This window comes from Bacteroidales bacterium, from assembly GCA_016709865.1.
Lineage (GTDB): Bacteria > Bacteroidota > Bacteroidia > Bacteroidales > VadinHA17 > LD21.
The window spans coordinates 50785-70887 of sequence record JADJLX010000003.1 but is presented as its reverse complement, the minus strand read 5'-3'; the positions used below and the strand labels follow the sequence as shown (position 1 = coordinate 70887).

The window sequence follows — 20103 nt, the reverse complement described above, 5'->3', positions numbered from 1 at the left end:
CCTGAATTTGTAAAGAATGAGATTAGAAAACCCTGAAGAAAATGATCCGGAGCTTGAATAAACAATCAACCACCCCGGCCGGTATCAGCATTTGTTTCATAATCAAAAAGCAGTCCGGCCACCCCTCCTTCAAAAGGAGGGGAAATCTATTAGACATATATTCAATACTTTACATTCTGTTTTGTACTAAACTTTTTCACTATTTTACTATATTTTACACCATAGGTTTAGGGTTTGGGGGCAAAAACAAGTGGCTAAAGTGAGATTCATTTAATCTAACAACATTAAAATTTATTATTTACCCTATTTTTGCATATCAAATAAATACATAATGCAAAACAACTTAGTTATCTATAACAGCCTGTCGAAAAAGAAGGAACAATTCAAACCGCTTCATGCACCATTTGTCGGATTATATGTTTGCGGACCCACCGTTTACAGCGATACACACCTGGGACATGCCCGTCCTTTTATAACTTTCGACCTGCTGTTCCGCTATCTGATGCACCTTGATTATAAAGTAAGGTATGTCAGGAATATAACTGATGTAGGTCATCTCGAAAATGATGCTGATGAAGGTGAGGATAAAATTGAAAAGAAGGCAAGGCTCGAACACCTCGAGCCAATGGAGGTGGTACAGAAGTATGTCAATCTTTTCGAAAAAAACATGGAGCAGCTCAACACTTTGCCTCCTTCAATTGAGCCAAGGGCATCGGGACATATTATTGAACAGCAGGAGCTTATAAAGGAGATACTTGATAAAGGCTACGCATATGAAGTGAATGGCTCAGTCTATTTTGATGTTCTTAAATACAACGAAAAATATAAATACGGAAAACTTTCCGGACGAATACTGGAAGATCTCCAGAGTAATACCCGTTCCCTTGAAGGGCAGGATGAGAAAAGAAACTCTTTCGATTTTGCCCTCTGGAAAAAAGCATCTCCTGAACACATTATGAAATGGCCTTCACCATGGAGTATAGGCTTTCCTGGATGGCACCTCGAGTGCTCTGCAATGAGTGTCAAGTACCTGGGTGATGTATTCGATATTCACGGCGGCGGAATGGACCTCCAGTTCCCACACCACGAATGCGAGATAGCCCAGTCGACAGCTGCTCATGGAAAGGAATCGGTCAACTACTGGATGCATAATAATATGATCACTATAAACGGACAGAAGATGGCCCGTTCACTTGGTAATTTCATTACCCTCGATAAGCTTTTCAGCGGTGATCATCCTGTTTTACAGCAGGCTTACAGCCCCATGACAATACGGTTCTTCATTCTTCAGGCTCACTACCGCAGTACTGTGGACTTCTCAAATGAGGCTCTTCAGGCTGCTGAAAAAGGGATGCAGAAGCTGATGAAAGCTATCGAAACTCTGAATAAGCTTAAACCATCTGCCACCTCAACTGTTGATATTGATAAGCTTAAGAAAAAATGCTACGAGGCTCTCGATGATGATCTTAACAGTCCAATTCTTCTCTCACACTTGTTTGATGGCGTCAGGATCATAAATCTTTTAGCCGAAGGAAACGAGAAGATCGATACAGCAGGACTAGATTCGATGAAGTGGCTATTCAACACTTTTGTGTTTGAAATTCTGGGACTGAAAGATGAATCAACAGGGAAAGGCAACGAGAAAATTACTGATGATCTGATGAAGATAATCATTAACCTTCGTCAGGCTGCGAAGAACAACAAAGACTTCGGGACTTCAGATAAAATAAGGGAAGAACTTGGAAAGATCGGAGTTACACTCAAGGACAGAAAAGATGGGGTCGACTGGGAAATTTAGGGCGCATGTAATCCTCATCGGGTCAATTCCTTTGGGCGGAGAGAACCCCATTCGTCTCCAGTCGATGACCAACACAGATACGCTCGATACCAAAGCCTCTGTTGCACAGTGCATCCGGATTATTGAAGCAGGTGCCGATTATGTGAGACTGACTGCCCAGGGAATTAAAGAGGCTGAAAATCTGGCGAATATAAAGAAGGAGCTCCGAAAAGCCGGATTCTCAACTCCGCTCATAGCAGATATTCATTTCAATCCAATAGCAGCCGAAACAGCAGCCCGGCTTGTTGAAAAGGTAAGGATCAATCCGGGTAATTATGCCGATAAACGTGCTTCTTTTGAGAAGCAGGAACTCACAGAAAAAGAGTACAATGAAGAGCTTGAAAGGACCCATGTCAAACTTCTTCCTCTGATAAATATATGCCGTGAAAATAAGACTGTGATACGTCTGGGCATCAACCACGGTTCATTATCTGACCGCATCATGACACGTTTCGGGAACACTCCTGCCGGTATGGTTGCCTCAGCGATGGAGTTTATACAGATCTTCAGGTCTGAGAATTTCAACGACCTTGTTCTCTCAATGAAATCATCAGACACAGCAATAATGATCGAGTCGACTCGCATGCTTGTTAACCGGATGCAGGATGAAGGATTGTCATACCCTCTCCATCTGGGAGTTACAGAGGCCGGAGAAGGTGAAGACGGCAGGATCAGATCTGCTGCTGGAATCGGAGCGTTGCTCTCTGAAGGCATCGGCGATACTATCAGGGTGTCATTATCTGAAGATCCTGAAAAGGAGATTCCTGTTGCAAAGAAACTTGCAGAATACTATCCCAGAGGTGTTGCCTCTGCCATGCCGGAAAAGCCTGTGACATACAAAACACCTTCTGTAAAACCTGACATTCTTAAAAGGATAAACGGACCTGTGGTACTTGCAAACATGACTGCTTTTCCAAAAATTGAAGCAGAAGAATACATGCAGGCAGGTTTTAGTGTGAATAAATTAACAGGAGAGGTGAAAAGAACTGATGGTTCTGCTGACCTGATAATTGCCAAAGAGCCGCCCGATTCTATACCGGAAGATGTCTTGCTTGTCCTTCCGTATAAAAAATGGTTTGAGATAAAGGAAAAAGAAAACGTCTTTCCCCTCTTCTCGCCTGAAACATATCATGAAAGAAGATACCGCTCGGAAAACATAAATATCCTGCTGACGGGATCACATTACGACATCAGATATCTTATTCAGCCCGATCCTGATAAGATCCTTATCATGTTCACATTTCATCCTGATAATGAACAGTATGCCCCTCACAAATTTCTGAATGATCTTTCTGAGAACAATCTGAAACATAATGTAATCCTTAATCCAGTTTTCAGGGAAGATAATTTAGAAGATTTACAGATAAAAGCAGCCGCTCTTCTCGGCCGCTACGTTACTGACAAAAGAGTCGCAGGCATTTCTGTTACAAATATCGGAGATGTTCCTTACAGAGATGTTACTGCTCTGGCATTTTCAATTCTTCAGTGTACTGAAACAAGAATTACCCGCACAATGTACCTCTCATGCCCTACCTGCGGCAGGACAAAATTCAATCTCCAGGATGCAGTTAAAAAGGTGAAAGAGGCAACAGGACATCTGAAGGGACTGAAAATAGCTGTTATGGGATGTATTGTAAATGGTCCGGGTGAGATGGCCGGATCGGATTACGGATATGTAGGTGCTGCCGCCGGAAAAGTCCATATCTACAGGGGAACCGTTCCGGTTCTCAAAAACATTCCCGAGGAAGACGCAGTAGCGGAATTGCTTCAGCTGATAGAAAAAGATAGATTGTAGTATCTATAGTTTCCCCTCCTTTTGAAGGAGGGGTGGCCGCAGTAAAATGCTGATTTTTTTGTTGTAAGGCTAATTTGCGGCCGGGGTGGTTGATTATTTATCCCTGTTTATATCCTTTTGAATTTTATCATTTCCCAATAAAATCAACCACCCCGGCCGGGAAATAAAATTTTTAAACGTTAGATAATAAATCATCCCGTCCACCCCTCCTTCAAAAGGAGGGGAAACTTGAATATTGCTAATTACACCAATCTGTAATCCAGCTGCTTCTTCTGCAAGTCAGCCTTCACAACAACAATATTAACCCTGTCGCCAAGAGTATAGACTTTACCTGTTGAACGTCCTTTTATGCAGTAGTTCTCCTCATCATATTCATAGAAATCATCTGCCAGTTCCCTGATGTGGATCATTCCTTCGCACTGATTCTCAATAATCTCAACATAGATCCCCCATTCGGTAACCCCGGAAATAACTCCTTCGAACACTTTCCCTGTCTTATCGCTCATGTACTCCACCTGTTTGTATTTCACAGATGCTCTTTCTGCCTCAGCTGCAAGTCTTTCCATCTTTGAAGAGTGGTCGCACATCTTCTGGTATTTATCTGTGGCATTCGGATGCTCATCGGCCAGGTAAGCTGTGAGAAGACGGTGTACCATCATATCAGGATAGCGGCGGATAGGTGACGTAAAATGTGTATAGTGTTTAAATGACAAGCCGTAGTGACCAATATTATCTGTCGAATAGATTGCTTTTGCCATCGACCTGAGAGCAAGAGTTTCAATTATATTCTGCTCCTTTTTACCGGCTACAGAATGCAACAGTTTATTCATTGCCTTGGGAAGTGAGGTCTTGTCATCTTCAATCAGTTTATACCCGAAACGGGTAATAAAATGACTGAAGTTGCTGATCTTTTCCGGGTTGGGTTTATCGTGAATACGGTAAACGAAGGTCTTGCCTTTCAGCTTTTTCCCTACATACTCCGCTACTCGTTTATTTGCCAGAAGCATGAATTCCTCAATAAGCTGGTTGGCGGTCCCCATCTCGCGGAATTTGATTCCGAGCGGTTTTCCTGCCTCATCGAGATCGAACCGTACTTCTATCTTCTCAAAAGCAAATGCACCGGAATCAAATCGCTTTTTACGCAGCTGCTGAGCCAGCCTGTGAAGAACCAGAACATCTTCCTTCATGTCACCCTCGCCGGTATCAATTACCTGCTGGGCCTCTCCGTATGAGAATCGTTTGTCGGAATTTATAATTGTTCTCCCGAACCACTCCTCAATAACCTCCGATTTATCGTTCAGTTCAAAAACAGCTGAATAAGTAAGCTTGTCCTCATTGGGTTTAAGAGAACATATATTATTCGAAAGTCTTTCGGGAAGCATCGCCACCACCCTGTCGACAAGATATATTGAAGTTGCTCTCTGTTTTGCTTCCTCTTCTACCAGTGATCCTATTTTAACATAGTGAGTAACGTCAGCAATATGAACTCCTACCTCCCAGTTCCCGTTATCGAGCTTCCTGAGTGAGAGAGCATCATCAAAGTCTTTTGCATCGGCCGGGTCGATTGTGAAAGTTGGTATCTGTCGGAAATCGCGGCGTTCCTTAATATCCTTCTCTGTGATCACCTCAGATATCTTCTCTGCATCGTCCTCCACCTCTTCAGTGAAATGATATGGAAGCTCAAACTCAGCAAGGATGGCATGCATCTCTGTTTCGTGCAGTCCGGGATAACCGAGAACATTTATTATCTCGGCAACAGGATTCTTCGATTTAGGATCCCAGTCAGTCACTTTTGCCACAGCCTTTTGTCCCTGAAGCGCTCCGTTCAGCTTAGCTGTCGGAATGAACAGGTCGAAAGGCATGTTCTTGTTATCGGGAATGAGGAAAGCAAAATTCGGCATTATCTCCACTGTACCGACAAAGGTCGTTTTCCATCTTTCTATGATCTCGACAACTTCTCCTTCCGGACGTGCCCCTTTCCTCTTTGCATACAGCCACACCTTCACTTTATCGCCATGAAGTGCCGTTTTCAGATTCTTTGCGGTTACAAAGACATCATCATCAAGATCTTCTGTTGATATAAAGCCATAGCCCATACGGGTCATATCAACAGTACCTGTTATATAACCCCTGGTCTGTTTCAACCTGTATTTTCCATGATAGAGCTCCTGAACGCTTCCCTGTTTTGTAAGCTCTTTCAGTATATCCGATACCATCTGCTTGGCAGGAGTATCCGTTACGTTAATCCGCTTGGCGATCTGTTTATAGTTGAATCCCAGGTCGGGATTTTTAGACAATGCTGCAAGTACCTGTGCTGTTAATGTTTCCTTTGAAACGGAGGCTTTCTGATTCCCTCTTCCTTTTTTGCCCATAAATCTGTTTTTGCGAAGGTACAAAAAGGAAGCAAAAATTTAATACATTTGGTTTATAATTAGATTGTAATGACAGGTCTGAAATCGATACTTTCTCATTCTCCATCAGTAGTTACCAGGAAAACCGGAAATGAATATGTTCTTGTTCCTGTTACAAATAACATTGCTGACATGAACAGCGTTTATACTCTTAATGAAACTGGTGCATTTATCTGGGAGCAGATTAACGGCACAAGAAACATAGAGGAGATAATTTCTTTATTAACAGATGAATATGAAATAGATAACAAAAAAGCTGAAGAAGATGTATTATTATTTGTTGATAATCTCAGTAAGTACTTGATTATTATATAATTCTATTCCCCCAAATTTGCCCCCCATCCCCCCTAAAGGGGGGCTAAAAAGGACACGAAATAATACCCCCTTTAGGGGGAAGGGGGGAAGGGGGCGAAAATGGGAAGGGGCGAAAAACAGGAGAAGATGGCGAAAATATGCGGAACTACAAATTAAATATTGCAGGGTATTGCATCGGATTTGAAGTAGCAGCTTCCGGTCCGGAGCTGGTGCCGTCGCAAAGGTTCCTCAGAAATATTTGTACAAAGACAGAAAGCGATTTGAAAATTAGTGTTCACTCCGGACCATTTATTCTCCCATACGGGGCTGAAAGGGTTTTTCACGCTCCTTTTGTTGAAGAAGTGAACGGTGTGCAGATCCGTCACAAAGCTAATTTCTGGAGCATATGGAAACACAGGTCTGATCTGTTCATCAGGACAATCTTTCCAATGTCGGCTGAAGAGAAGAATGCCGTTTTGAAATTCTCGCTGACATCCTCCCATTGGGAGCTCTGGATCGAAGGGGCTGAAGGTGAGATTGATCCGTTTGAGTATCCACTTGACGGATTAATCCTGTATTACCTTACAGTAATAAATGGTGATATAATGATCCATGCATCAGGAGTTAATAATCTCGGACATGGTTATATTTTCAGCGGTGTTTCGGGCAAAGGCAAATCTACAATGGCCGGATTATGGGATAAAACAGGGGGCAAGGTGATTCACGATGACAGACTTATAGTGAGAAACAGCGGAATGGGTTATGTAATGCATAACACCCCTGTTTATAATAATGATGAGCCTCATGAGTCGCCTCTTCACAAAATATTTATTATTGAGCATGGTATTGAAAACAGGATTGTCCCTGTAAAAGGAGCCCAGGCAGTTAGTCTTGTTATGGCAAACTGCATCCAGCATAACTGGGGTCACGATCTTGTTGCCAGACTTCTGGGATCAGTATCGATAATGTGCGGGACAATTCCGGTTGTGAAGCTCTCATTCAAACCCGACAGAAGTGTAATTGATTATATCCTGGAAAATGAATAAGTATCTTAATAAACAGACACTGGTCAAGGATATGAGCCTTACACTGTTATCGGAAGGGAAAACTATCAGGATAAAAGCACACGGCTACAGCATGTATCCATGTATCAAACCAGGATCAATGCTTCTTATTGAACCAATTAAACTGAAGGGATTTCCTGTGCCGGGTGAAATAATTGCTGTGAAAAGAGAGAACGGACTTGTTGTGCACAGGCTGACTAAAATTATTAATCAGGATGGGGTTTCTAAATATGTTGCACGGGGAGATAGTAATGCGTATGCAGATAAACCTGTGAATATTGGAATGATTGTGGGACGGATTGTGAGAGCTGAGACAAGCGGGGAGAATCAGGTGCTGGCGGATATCAGGATTAATAAAAGACCGAATTATATATTGAATCGATTTAGGGTGATATTTATAATGTTGAAGAAGAAAATATTTTGATCCGCCGCCCCCCAACCCCCCTAAAGAGGGGCTAAATTGTATACTAGATTATACACCCTTTAGGGGGAAGGGGGCAAAAAATTGAAGAAGCGCTAAAATGAGAGAGAAACTTAAACTATTCAGAGAATCCCTTAAACTTGTCTGGCGAAGTGCCCCTGGCTGGGCACTGGCCAACACTCTTCTTTCTGTAATAAGAAGCATCTTTCCTTTGTTACTTGTGTGGCTTCTGAAAGGTGTGATTGATGCAATAACAGAAGCTGCATCTGCCCATCAGGTGACCCCGCTGGAGATTATTCTCTGGCCGGTTGTAGCAGTAGTTATCGTATGGTTTCTCGATGAAGCCACATCCGATCTCAGCAATTTTGTCAGGAAGAAACAGTCGTTGAAGCTTGAGGTCTATATGTATGATCTTCTCCATTCCAAAGCCATAAAACTTGACCTTATCAGCTTTGAACAGCCTGAGTATTTCGACTGTCTCACAAGGGCTTCAAGGGAAGCCCCGTGGCGGCCAAACAGTATCCTTAATAACATCGTCTCTGTTTTCAGGGCATTTATCTCGCTACTGCTTATGGCCGGACTGATACTTACTCTTCACTGGAGCCTGGCTGTTCTTCTTATTGTTGCCAATATCCCCGGAATTTGGCTCAGACTTCATTATGCTGAAGTGCTGTATAATTTCCAGAGGAAGCAGACACCGGAATCAAGAAAATCGGCTTATTTCAACTGGCTTCTTACAGGCGACAGGCCATCGAGGGAGCTGAGACTTTTCGGATTGGGAAATTACTTTAAGGACCTTTTCAAAACATCTTTCCTGAAACAGAAAGATGAGGAAGTTAACATTATAAGGAAAAGAACAACAATAGAACTTGTCTCAAATCTTTTTAAAGCCTCGGCTCTGCTTGTTACATTATTGTTTATCGCACGTCAAACAATAAACAAAACGATTTCTTTGGGAGAGATGGCAATGTTCCTCCTGGCTTTCAGGCAGGGAATGCTATATATAAAAGATCTCTTCAGTTCGCTGGCCGGATTATATGAAGACGGACTGTTTATTGGCGACACATTCGAATTCCTGAACCTTAAAGAGGGTATCACTGCAAAAGAACCGGTTGCCATTATACACCCTCTTGTTAATGAGATCGCTGCAGAGAACCTCTCCTTCACCTATCCGGGAAACAACAGCAGTACTATCAATAACATTTCTTTCAAAATAAAGAAAGGGGAAGTTGTTGCACTCGTTGGTCCGAATGGTGCCGGGAAAAGTACGCTTGTGAGATTGCTGTGCAGACTTTATGATCCCGATTCAGGCACAGTAAAATATGACGATACTGACATAAAACATATTGAGCCTGCAGAGTACAGGAAGCAGTTCTCGGTTGTATTCCAGGACTTTATGCTCTACAATCTCTCGGCAGGAGAAAACATACGATTGGGAAACATAAATTCTCCTGCAGATGCAGTGAAGATAAAGAGCGCAGCCTCGGTAACAGGGGTCGATAATCTGATTAGTAATCTTCCAAACAGCTACGACACAATCATAGGAAATCTTTTCGATGACAGCCGCGAACTAAGCTGGGGAGAGTGGCAGAAGTTGGCACTTGCGCGTGCACTTTATCGTGATTCTCCGGTGCTGATACTTGACGAGCCCTCCAGTTCACTCGATGCCGATACAGAGCATGAGATTTTCAGCAGGTTCAGGGAGATAGTAAAAGACCGTACATCGATTCTTATAAGTCACCGGTTCACAAATGTAACCCTTGCCGACAGGATAATTGTACTTGATAAGGGAGCGATAACCGAGACGGGTACCCACGATGAACTGATGAAAAAAGGAGGAATGTACTACACAATGTTTACCAGGCAGAGCAGCAGGTTTAACAGATGAGCAGTGAACTGAATATACGCGACGAGGAGAGGCTTCTGATTGAACTGTGCCGTCTTGATTTCAGTGAGGAGCATTTGAAAAAGATCAGGCTGCTTGTACCTGAAATAAAAGACTGGGATTATTTCAGGAAGCTGGCAAATGCTCATGGAGTTACAGCCCTGGCATGGAATAATCTTGAAAAACACAACCTGAATTCTTCAATCCCCAATGATGTTGCTGTTATACTTAGGGGATCACTTCTGCAAAGTCTTAGCCGGAACACTTTTAATACAGAATCTCTTGCCAATGCTCTTCGGTTGCTGAATGCAGAAAAGATAAAGACAGTACTGCTGAAAGGGATGGCGCTAGAAAACAGTATCTATGGTAATGCCGGACTACGCCAGATGTCAGATGTAGATGTTCTTATCTCACGGGCTGATTGCATCAGGGCACGGAATATTTTGATTCAGGACGGGTATGAATCGCTTCCTGTTAAATCATTTTTTCATAAGCTGATTTTAGCCGACACCGGTAAGCACCTCCCCTCACTCTTAAAGAACGGGACCTCGCTTGAGATCCACCACGAACTATTCGGGGGGAAGAACAGGACTCTGACAAGCCTGTTTTATGATACAGGTTTTGAGATTAAGATCAAAGATGAAACAGCATGGATTCCGCAGCCGCAGATCTTTTTCCTCTATCTGGTTAAGCATCTGTATCTGCATGAGTTGAACAATGAATCGCAGCTACGGCTTTATACCGATCTTGTTGTTCTTCTGGAAAAACACAGAGAAGAAATATTAAATGCTGATCTTATAAAACTGGCATCAGAATCAGGAATGCAGGAGATGCTTGCAAATCATCTTGAGCCGCTTCGCATATTCTGGGAGATCCCTTTTCCGGCCCTGATTAATGATTTTATCTCTAAAAATCTAAATCCTTCATATCTGAATAAATTTCTGTTTTTCCTAAAGAGTCCTAAAGATAATCCCCCGGCAGATAAATCACATTTCTACCATCACGTCCTCTCAGATATTCCGGGACTGCACCGAAAGATCCTGTTTGTTCTGGGAGACATATTCCCTTCTGTAAGGTTTATGAAGAACAGGTATAAATGTACAAGTACCCTGAAGGTGTTGATGTATTATCCGCACCGGATTGGGAAATTGTGGTGGCTGATAAAAAGATGAGAGGGAGAAGGCAAGGCCGAATACTTAAGGTATTAAATGCTGCAAAATAGTGAGAGAGTTTTATACGAAACATTTTGTAAAGCACGGAATATATACTTGATACATTTCCCCTCCTTTTGAAGGAGGGGTGGCCGGACCACTATTGAATTATGAGACAAATTCTGATACCGGCCGGGGTGGTTGATTGTATATTCAAATTCTGGATCTATTCTTACAATGGTTATTCTCATATCATTTCTTACAATTCAGGTCTATCCAACAAATATAGGTGAGAAGAAATCAAGGAATCAACCACCCCGGTTGGGATATAAAATATGGTAAATATGTGATAACCAGTCCTCCCAACCACCCCTCCTTCAAAAGGAGGGGAAACTTTCTTATGCGGTTTCTCATTCATCCCCAATGCTTAGGTTGACGTCTTTGGGACAAAACGGGATAAAGAGAGAAGTGGGGTAAAAAGCTGGCGCCGAATTGGCTTCGCCAAACTTGCCTTTTGTTCAGATTCCGGCACCCTCTTTGGCTCCATTCTTTTGGATGAACAAAAGAAAAGAATAATAATTGCCAGGGAAGAAATGAGAAATGAAAAATAATTCAACCAAAACCGAAAATAATTCGATATTTATTTGGATAATAAACTGAATTATTTTTAAATTTATAACCAATGAGATAATTTTATTAATGTTAATTCTGCAATAATGACTAATTTGGATAAAAAGAATTTCAAGATCCGGTTACTTAAGCTTGCATTGTTAAAATGCACCGGAACACCGGCAGATCTGGCTTTCAGATTTGGAATCAGCGACAGAAGCGTTAAAAGATTTGTCAGGGAGTTAAAAGACGAAGGCGTCAATCTAAACTTCTGCCATCTGACAGTTTCGTATCTGACAGATGAGACAGCAGAAAATTATTTAAAACATGTTGTATAACATACGCTTCCCCCATTTTTCTGTCCCTGGCCATTTTTAATATTGTATAGTGAAGTTGGTGTAGCAGGAAAAATCCGGGTTTTGATTTATCACTTTTCAGGTTACAGGATGTGGAATAAAGTAATATTCTTATGGAGTAGATTTTAGGAATACTATTAGACATCTCTCGCTGCGTTCCGTGCTAGTAGTTACATTCCTATGGCAACTGTGGTCATCCTGACTACAGACCCCCCCTAGCCCTGGCTGCATTTGTTGGCCGGGGCTCTCCTTTTTTTGCCTTCGGCCGTCATTCAGTTGTCATTTGCTTTCGGCGTCATTTGCCTTTTGCGTCATTTACTTCGTGTTACTTGCTTCGCGTCATTTGCTGCGCTGTCATTTGTGGTCATTGATTGTTTTACAATTGAATGACTATCGGTTCTTCGTTCGCCCCTTACCCTAAAGGGTGCGAAGAACCGATTCCAGATTTCCTACCTGAAATGACTATTGAATGACTATTGAATGACCTTCAAATGGGTAGTTTCTTTCTATTCTTTTCACCATAAATAAAATATAGAATATTGATGCAGTTATTGTTAGTAAGTGCACAGCCGGGAAAAATAATTTACCACACATGATCTCAATACCTATATAATAATCAGAAATTCCACTAAAAATGTTTTCTATTTTGTTTATGTAAAGATGACTGAGGTAATTGCTGAATGTAATGTAAACTGAAAAGAACAGATGGTTGTAAAAATACCCGATTGCAATTAAACTGAATACAAGTTTTTTGTTTTTGAAAATCCTTCTGATTAATCCGGAACCGGAGCCTGCCCTGTTATTCAGATAGTAATAATGAGTAAAACTTAATCCCAGATACAAAAGCAGAATTTCCAGAAGAGAATTAACCGGAACAAGAATTAAGATTTGTGTCCAGCCCAGATTAAAGTACCTGACAATCCAGTTACCTTCATACTTCAGATCAGGCGATGCCAGGTATGTTGTAAACAGATCCAGACTGACAAAGAGGATGTATACCAGAATTAGTGAAACGGGCACTAACCTGGAGCCGGCTTTGATGTGGTGGAGGATTTTCATAAATAGTCACTTTTATTATACTTAGATTGATTGAGGTATTGTTATAATGCGTGTTATGTATGTTTTGGGCTAAAGCCCGGGTCTTGTAGGTTCTGCAAACCACGGCTTAAAAGCCGTGGTTACTCAGGTTGGTCTCCTCCATGGCTTAGAAGCCGTGGTTAGTTAATAACCTGATGCTGTAATCATGCAATGCATCAGTTAACCACGGACTTCAGTCCGTGGTTGGTGATCAGTCTCTGAGAAAGGGCTTTAGCCCAAAACCTATAAAATGTAAATAGATTACTTATCATAAAAAATGTTAAATCCGTACTTCTCAATAAATTCATCATACTCCTCCTGCCATGATTTTTTCGTGTGATGCTGTTCCTGATTTTTAATATATTCCCTAACCCGATGAACATGGGACTCACTCACAGAAACACCAAAATACTCTTCAGCCCATTCAAATTTATCCTTTACTACCAAATTTCTATTAATCCAAAAAGAGGATTCTCCCTTAATCAGCTGCATCACTTTGGATAATGTCTGGTCCTGGTTTAAAGAAAGAAGGCAGTGAAGATGCTCTGTATGTCCATTTATAAAGTCTATATATATACCTTTTTCATTGGCATTGTTCCGGATATGACTGATCACTTCTGCCTTTTTCTCACCCAAAAGGAATTGTTTACGGTTTTTAGTTCCCCAAACACAGTGAATCCAGATCTTTACGTACGGCATAGTATTAAGGTTTTGGGCTAAAGCCCTGTTTTATAGCGTGTTTCAACTTCCACGGCTTAAAAGCCGTGGTTACTCAGGTTGGTCTCCTCCATGGCTTAGAAGCCGTGGTTAGTTAATAACCTGATGCTGTAATCATCATGGTCTTCCACTAGCTGAGGACTTCAGTCCGTTAAAAACCCTGCTTAGTGATTGCCACTGATACCTTGATCGTGCAGGGCATCCATTAACCACGGACTTCAGTCCGTGGTTGGAGATAAGTCTCAGGGAAAGGGCTTTAGCCCAAAACCGCTTATAATCACCTCTTGCGGAGGAGGATGAATCAGAAAGCATATTATTATATGTATACATATTAGGTGTGATGTAAGGTTCCGGGCTAAAGCCCTATTCCTTCCGATTCTGCCTACCACGGCTTAAAAGCCGTGGTTAGTGAATGACCCTGATGCTGTAATAGCACCTGCCTTCCTCTAACCATATACTTTAGTCCGTGGTGGGAGATCAGTAATTCATTTACTAATCTCGACTGTCGCACTTTCAAATCCTCCCTTTAAACCATCCACAAAATCATCCCATTCATAGATAAGTACTATCAGGAATGCAGCTACCATGCCTAGAAAGAAAACCTTTACATCTCGTTTTGTTATTTGAAGTTTCTTCATTTTTAGGTGATTAAATATCCGCACTAATATCCTATTGGCATATTATATCTTTTTGCTAGATCTATACTCTCCTGAAGAAGGTTTTTGATTTACAAACCATTTCAGTCAATCTCAGTCAAGGTCGCATATGTTGTTATACATGAAGACAGAGTTAAAGCAACAGCGCAAACTCCAAGGATTATGAGAACGAAACCACCATCGGTTGACTGCATTTCAAGGGTATTCATCTCATGAACACCCATTGAATTAAAATTAAATTTTTGCATAATAAATAGTTGTTAAGTGAATACTAATGACCTAATCAAAATTTCATTTAATGTATATTCAAGTATTTGAAGGTCTAGGACCTGGTAGATCAATTTTAGCATAAACTCCTTTAAGTGCTAAATAAATTTCGGAGAGTAGCGTACGGAAAAAAGGATTTTGGAGTATAAAAAAAGAATTTAAAATAAAGTAAAGACCTGTAAAAAATAGGTGTTATAGTATCCAGATGTAGTTAGATTAAAAAACCTTCATTAACTAGTTCTGAATGAATCACGACTGGTATACTGTGAAGGTTTTGGGCTAAAGCCCGGTTCTCTATTCATTATATCTGCTCCGGACTGAAGTCCGGAGTTAGTAAATAGTTATCATAATGAGTCTTTTACCTCTGAGACTTTCAGAGACTTTCTCTCTATTCCCTTCACTATAAATACTGTATAAAGGATTGCGACCATTATAAAAAATCCATGACAAAAATAAAAAGAGAGATAACCAATTATTACTTTATTAATATACCAATAAGAAATCTTTCAAAAACATTATCTATTTTTAATATATATATATAATGTTAGTTATTACATGATACAAAGACCGAATAAAACAGATGGGAATAGAAACATCCTAAGACAAAACAACACATGGATAACCATTTATTTTGGATAATTGATAAAAACCGAAAGGAAATTTGCCTTGTTTTATCCCCAGTGTTTTTAAGATATTTCATTGCTATGATAAATTACAGACTTAATAGGATAGCAAAAAACCATAGAATATGATAGTTTGTACCCAACTAAAATGTAAATAACGATAATCCAATTATCTTCATATTTCAAATCTGGTGAAGCCAGATAAGTTGTAGCAATATCAAGTATAACAAATAAAAAATATAAAAATACTAATAAAGCAGGTGCATCTTTTACACCTGCTTTAACTATGTAATAATTTTCATCAATATCCGATTGGCATATTAAACTTTTGCTAATTCCATAGGTTCTACAGTTGCCATCTGCAATTCCCATTCATAGTACTATCCGCCACCTGTGTTACATTTATTGTATTACCTGAACCCCCAATTTGTGTGTTAAAATTTATTGTACATGAAGACAACGCCAATACAGCAGCGCATACACCAAGGATGATTAATACTACACCACCATCAGTTTCCTGCATTTCAACGGGATTCAGTTCCTGAACTCCCATCAAACGTAATTCTGAATTTTTCATGATATTCATATTTCATTAGTAAAAATAATTAATCCGCGCCGAATATCTATCCGGAATAATAATCTTATGCAGATAACTATTTTAAATTTTAATTTCTCCCCCATTTCTTTCTCATGCCCGGGGTTTTAGCATGGTAACGTTACCATACTAAGGTCGGAGGACAGCGTACGGAAAAAAAGGATTTTGGGGAAAATTACCGAGCCGCCTTCATTTTCTTTGGTTTCTGTGTAGGTGAGCGGACGAAGGGAACAGGTGACAGCTATGTCGTAGGGCTGACTGTAGAAAAAGGTCTTCGCCGACTTCGAGTAAGCTATCGGCACTCCGCGCGAACGTAACTCATCAATCAGTTCATACAGACTGGTCCTGCTGACGCCCAGCTGACAGGCAAACTCTTCAGGGGTGCCGGTCTTGCGCCTCGACACCAGCTTGTGCATCCTGCTGATGCGATCGAGATATTCAAATACTTTCATGCTATTGGTATTTTGGGTTCATACTTTTATTGTCTCCGTTACATCTATCGTCTGATGCATCCACATCCTCCTGAAGGCTCCCGGTGTATTCGCCAGTTCGGAAAAGGTGCCATCCTGGACTATCTCTCCCTTTTCAAGCACTATTATTCTCTGGGCCAGACTGATCGTCGATAACCTGTGCGCAATAACTATAACTGTCTTATTCGATTTCCGTAATAACTCAATCGTATTCTGAACAAATGTCTCTGCCATCGAGTCGAGTGATGAGGTCGCTTCATCGAGGATCAGGATCTCCGGATCCCTGTACAACGCTCTCGCAATTGCAATCCTTTGCTGCTGACCGCCCGAGAGGGTGGCTCCGTTCTCTCCCAGGTATGTGTTGAATCCATGCGGGAGCTGCTCTATGAACTTCATCATGCCAAGCTTCTCACAGACTTCCAGCACTCTCTCCATATCGGGCTGAAACTCGCCGACAGCTATGTTCTCCAGGACATTCCCCGCAAAAAGGTCGATCTTCTGCGGGACAACCGATACTACCTTTCGAAGCGATGAATTGGTAAGATGCCTGAGGTCGTGACTGCCAATCTTAATATGCCCCGATTGTACAGGATACAGATTCTGAAGCAACGATATGAGTGTCGACTTCCCCGATCCGCTCTCCCCTGCCACTGCTGTTATATCTCCCTTCTTTATTGTTAGATTAAGTGAATCAAATACATCCACCCTGGTGCCGTAACGGAACTTCACATTCTCAAACCTGATGTCTCCGGCCATCTCTGGCTTCAGATCAATCTTATTCGATTCATCTTCAATCTCCAGGTCAAAGATCTCAAAGAGCCTGTCTGCTGCTATCTTTGCATCCTGAAGGGTGCGGTTGAAGCCAATAATGCCTGTAACCGGACCGGTAAAATATCCTACCACTGAATAGAATGAGAGCAGCTCTCCGGGTGTGATCTGCGAACTTATTGCATACCCGGCTCCTATCCATAAAACAAGTATCGTAATCACCTGCGAAAGAAGACTTGTTGAACTGGATGAGAAAATGCCATTCAATCCTGACTTATAAATTATCTCCAGCAGATTCACAAACCGTGTCTCTGTCTTCAGATTGGAAAACTCTTCCAGACCGAATCTCTTTATAGTTCCTGCTGCATTAAGCGATTCGACAAGCTGTGCCTCAAGATCTGCAGCCTTCTCCATAACCTTTCTCTGGACTTTCCTGTTTAACCTGTTCGAGATAAAATATATTAATGCATAAAACGGCACAACAAAAAGCATTATCAGTGCCAGCTTCCAGTAGAAAGAGAACATCAGCACAAATGATACTATTAATATGAATACGTTAAGGATAAGACTTACCGAGACTTCATTCACAAATACCCTTATCTTCACTGCATCCCCTATCCTCGAAATTATCTCACCTGTGCGCATATTGTCGAAAAAGGTCTGGGGAAGCTTAAGCAGATGCTGATAATATCCCAGGATTAGTGTTGCATCTATCCGCTGTCCGGCCTTAAGAATAAATATTGTCTGGAAATAACTTAGCAGCAGTCTCAGTATAATTATAAGTAACATCGCAATGCCTAGCAGATTCAGCAGGCTGAGGTTCCCTCCCGGTAATACATTATCAACAAGTTTCCCTACATATAAAGATGCTGCCAGACCCAGTACGGAGAATACCAGCGCTCCTACCAGCGACTGAAGCAGAATCCCTTTGTTAGGTTTGATGAGTCGCCAGAACCGTTCGGAAATTGATGTTTTTTCATTGCCTATTGTAAACTTTTTCGCCGGGGGCAATCAGTACCAGGACACCTGTCCATTGCTTTTTGAATTCTTCATGTGTAACTCTGTGAAGCTCTCCATCGGCTGGATCCATTATTTCAATATACTTCTCTGTTGCCTTGATTAATACAACATAATGATGAAGGGCCTCTTTTACAATCACATGTGCTATGGCAGGCTTGGGTATTTTAAAGAGAGAGTCCCATTCTCCCCTGACTCCTTTTGCCAGAAACCCCATCTTTGCTGCTGCTTCAACCAATCCCAAAACATTCGTTCCTTTCTTATCGGTTCCTGCAAACTGCCGGATCTTGGCAACAGGCAGGGCAAGATTATAATATGCAGCTACCGAGGCCAGACATGCTGCACCGCAATCGGTTATATCTCTTTGTTTTACTTTTATCAGCATACAACTAACGAATTTCCCTTTGTGTCCTTCGTGAAGACCTTAGTGTCCTTTGTGGTAAAAAGAAATCCATTAACCACAAAGAGCACAAAGGATAACACAAAGAACACAAAGGGTTTTTTAGAACTCATCTTTCTTATTCAGGTTTATATGTATATGGATTGAACCATTTATCCGCTTTATCGAATAACAGATTATAAAGGCTTCGACGTATCACGAAGATCCTTGTATTGATGCTCATACCTTTCTTTATATATGCTTTATGCCCGTTCCTGAGAGAAAGGAAGGTCTGATCAGGTTTGCATTTGATCCTGAAGTATGCCGTTGATCCGTTCTCAACTATCATATCATCTGAAATATCAATAATATTGCCTGTAAGCATTCCCCATTCATTATAATTGAATGCATCTACCTGGATCTTCACTTTCTGGTTCTCGCGGATCAGACCGATATCTGTTGGCCTGGCAAAGCATGTGGCTATAAGCTCCCCTTCAGGCGATAACTCTGCAATCATCTGTCCCTGACTGACAACACTCCCTGTCTGGATATCGGAGGTCTGGATTACCTCTCCGCTTGTTGGGGCTAAAACAATCCTGTTATTAAGCTCTTCGATACATTGTTTATATTCAGCCTGCAATCTTACAGCTTCATTTTTTCTTGCTGTAAGATCGTTCTGCCACACAGATTTCTGATAGATCAGGACCTGATTCAGATTGTCCTTTTCAGATTTCAGGGCATATGAGCTGTTTTCATGATCAGTCTCAGGTATTATCTTCTGCTTAAAAAGAAGTTCATTTCTTTCATGCTCAGTCTTTCGTTTCTGAAATTTCTGATACTGCATTTCATGCTGATTCACTACATTCTCAAATTCAGCCTGATATCTTTTTGAAGCAAACATAACCTCTTCAGAATGAAGCATCGATGAATCAAGAAGAGTCAGTATTTCAAGATCGTTTATTGATGCATCGTTCTCATCAATTCTTTTCTTCAGTGCTGACTGCTGTGCCCGTATTGCTTCGGAATCGATTATAAGAAGTGTGTCTCCTTTTCCAACTTTGTCGCCGTTATGGAATGATGCAAAGACAACTCTTCCGTGGAAGGGGGTATATACAACCTGTTTTTCAATCTCCGACTGAAAATATCCTCTTGCCTGAACGGATACATCGACATAAATAAATGGGAGTACTGCAATACCGGATACAATGATTCCTATGATTATCCAGTAGATAATTTTGCTCCTGGAAGTGATCTTTATAAAATAACTTTCCAGACACAGAGTGGTAACTGAATATGGTATCAGATTCATATTATTCCACTATTAAATGCAGCAAACGGCAAATTAATATTTAGCACTAAAAACAGCCGGTTTCTTTACATTTTTTGCATGCAGCTGATCAAATTTAGAAAATTAATTCTATTTGTTGAATGAAAATTTCAAGTTTTTTTGTCTTTGATCAGATTTTTTCTCTATCCCGGTTTCTTTTTTACCGCAGAGGAACGCAGAGCCCTCCTCCGCTAAAGCTTCGGCGGGTGAAAAATGCGCAGAGGGCCGCTGAGTCCTTTACCGGTTTACCCGGAAGGCCCCCGGTTTCGCCCTCGTTTTTGTTTCCTCTGTGGCTCTCTGTACTCTCCGGATCTCCTCTGTGTCAGTTCTTCATTTTTATTACAATTCTTTTAACCACGGAGGCACGAGATTGCAAGGAGTTAC

The 20103-nt window shown here is 41.2% G+C and carries 16 protein-coding genes and 1 pseudogene; 8 read left to right on the top strand and 9 right to left on the bottom strand.

The features are described 5' to 3' along the window. Positions 1 to 331: 331 nt before the first annotated feature. Together IPJ16_06070 and ispG are read left to right on the top strand one after the other, a co-directional pair. Entirely contained in the window at positions 332 to 1798 is a 1467-nt protein-coding gene (locus tag IPJ16_06070; protein ID MBK7626754.1) for a cysteine--tRNA ligase, read from the top strand. Beyond that, a complete protein-coding gene (gene ispG, locus IPJ16_06065) occupies positions 1776 to 3632 on the top strand; it encodes a (E)-4-hydroxy-3-methylbut-2-enyl-diphosphate synthase (GenBank protein ID MBK7626753.1) in 1857 nt (618 codons plus the stop codon). The genes IPJ16_06070 and ispG overlap by 23 nt, the downstream gene beginning before the upstream one ends. A 242-nt stretch (positions 3633 to 3874) precedes the next feature. Here the strand turns inward: ispG and rnr are convergent, their stop codons facing one another. Then, a complete protein-coding gene (rnr, locus tag IPJ16_06060; protein MBK7626752.1) occupies positions 3875 to 6004 on the bottom strand; it encodes a ribonuclease R in 2130 nt (709 codons plus the stop codon). 69 nt (positions 6005 to 6073) lie between these two features. Between rnr and IPJ16_06055 the strand changes: the two genes are divergently transcribed. From IPJ16_06055 to IPJ16_06030, 6 genes are all read left to right on the top strand, one after another. Continuing rightward, positions 6074 to 6358, top strand: a complete 285-nt coding sequence (locus IPJ16_06055) for a PqqD family protein (GenBank protein ID MBK7626751.1) — start codon at positions 6074 to 6076, stop codon at positions 6356 to 6358. Positions 6359 to 6495: 137 nt separating this feature from the next. Beyond that, positions 6496 to 7383, top strand: a complete 888-nt coding sequence (locus tag IPJ16_06050; GenBank protein MBK7626750.1) for a hypothetical protein — start codon at positions 6496 to 6498, stop codon at positions 7381 to 7383. Continuing rightward, positions 7376 to 7825, top strand: coding sequence for a S24/S26 family peptidase (locus IPJ16_06045; protein ID MBK7626749.1), 450 nt, complete (start codon positions 7376 to 7378; stop codon positions 7823 to 7825). The genes IPJ16_06050 and IPJ16_06045 overlap by 8 nt, the downstream gene beginning before the upstream one ends. A 97-nt stretch (positions 7826 to 7922) precedes the next feature. Beyond that, positions 7923 to 9710: an ABC transporter ATP-binding protein gene (locus IPJ16_06040; protein ID MBK7626748.1), complete on the top strand. Its 1788-nt coding sequence runs from the start codon at positions 7923 to 7925 to the stop codon at positions 9708 to 9710. Beyond that, a complete protein-coding gene (locus IPJ16_06035; protein MBK7626747.1) occupies positions 9707 to 10879 on the top strand; it encodes a nucleotidyltransferase family protein in 1173 nt (390 codons plus the stop codon). Before IPJ16_06040 ends, IPJ16_06035 begins: the two co-directional genes overlap by 4 nt. 695 nt (positions 10880 to 11574) lie before the next feature. After that, positions 11575 to 11805 carry a hypothetical protein gene (locus IPJ16_06030; GenBank protein ID MBK7626746.1) on the top strand — a complete coding sequence of 77 codons (231 nt, stop codon included), beginning with the start codon at positions 11575 to 11577 and terminating at the stop codon, positions 11803 to 11805. Positions 11806 to 12285: 480 nt separating this feature from the next. Here the strand turns inward: IPJ16_06030 and IPJ16_06025 are convergent, their stop codons facing one another. The 8 genes and pseudogenes from IPJ16_06025 to IPJ16_05990 all read right to left on the bottom strand — a co-directional run bounded on the left by IPJ16_06025 (position 12286) and on the right by IPJ16_05990 (position 19701). Further along, a complete protein-coding gene (locus tag IPJ16_06025) occupies positions 12286 to 12882 on the bottom strand; it encodes a hypothetical protein (GenBank protein ID MBK7626745.1) in 597 nt (198 codons plus the stop codon). Between the two features lie 279 nt (positions 12883 to 13161). Next, positions 13162 to 13599 (bottom strand): IS200/IS605 family transposase, encoded by a 438-nt coding sequence (tnpA, locus tag IPJ16_06020; GenBank protein MBK7626744.1) that lies wholly within the window; start codon positions 13597 to 13599, stop codon positions 13162 to 13164. 503 nt (positions 13600 to 14102) lie between these two features. Beyond that, on the bottom strand, positions 14103 to 14255 hold the full coding sequence (locus tag IPJ16_06015; GenBank protein ID MBK7626743.1) for a hypothetical protein: 153 nt from the start codon (positions 14253 to 14255) through the stop codon (positions 14103 to 14105). Positions 14256 to 14356: 101 nt separating this feature from the next. Then, positions 14357 to 14521, bottom strand: a complete 165-nt coding sequence (locus IPJ16_06010; GenBank protein MBK7626742.1) for a hypothetical protein — start codon at positions 14519 to 14521, stop codon at positions 14357 to 14359. Between the two features lie 988 nt (positions 14522 to 15509). Next, on the bottom strand, positions 15510 to 15749 hold the full coding sequence (locus tag IPJ16_06005; GenBank protein ID MBK7626741.1) for a hypothetical protein: 240 nt from the start codon (positions 15747 to 15749) through the stop codon (positions 15510 to 15512). Positions 15750 to 15865: 116 nt separating this feature from the next. Beyond that, positions 15866 to 16210: a hypothetical protein gene (locus IPJ16_06000; GenBank protein ID MBK7626740.1), complete on the bottom strand. Its 345-nt coding sequence runs from the start codon at positions 16208 to 16210 to the stop codon at positions 15866 to 15868. Positions 16211 to 16228: 18 nt separating this feature from the next. Next, positions 16229 to 18398, bottom strand: a pseudogene (locus IPJ16_05995) (peptidase domain-containing ABC transporter). A gap of 133 nt (positions 18399 to 18531) precedes the next feature. Continuing rightward, the gene (locus tag IPJ16_05990; protein ID MBK7626739.1) at positions 18532 to 19701 is read right to left on the bottom strand and encodes an HlyD family efflux transporter periplasmic adaptor subunit; all 1170 of its coding nucleotides are present in this window, start codon (positions 19699 to 19701) and stop codon (positions 18532 to 18534) included. Positions 19702 to 20103 lie beyond the last annotated feature (402 nt).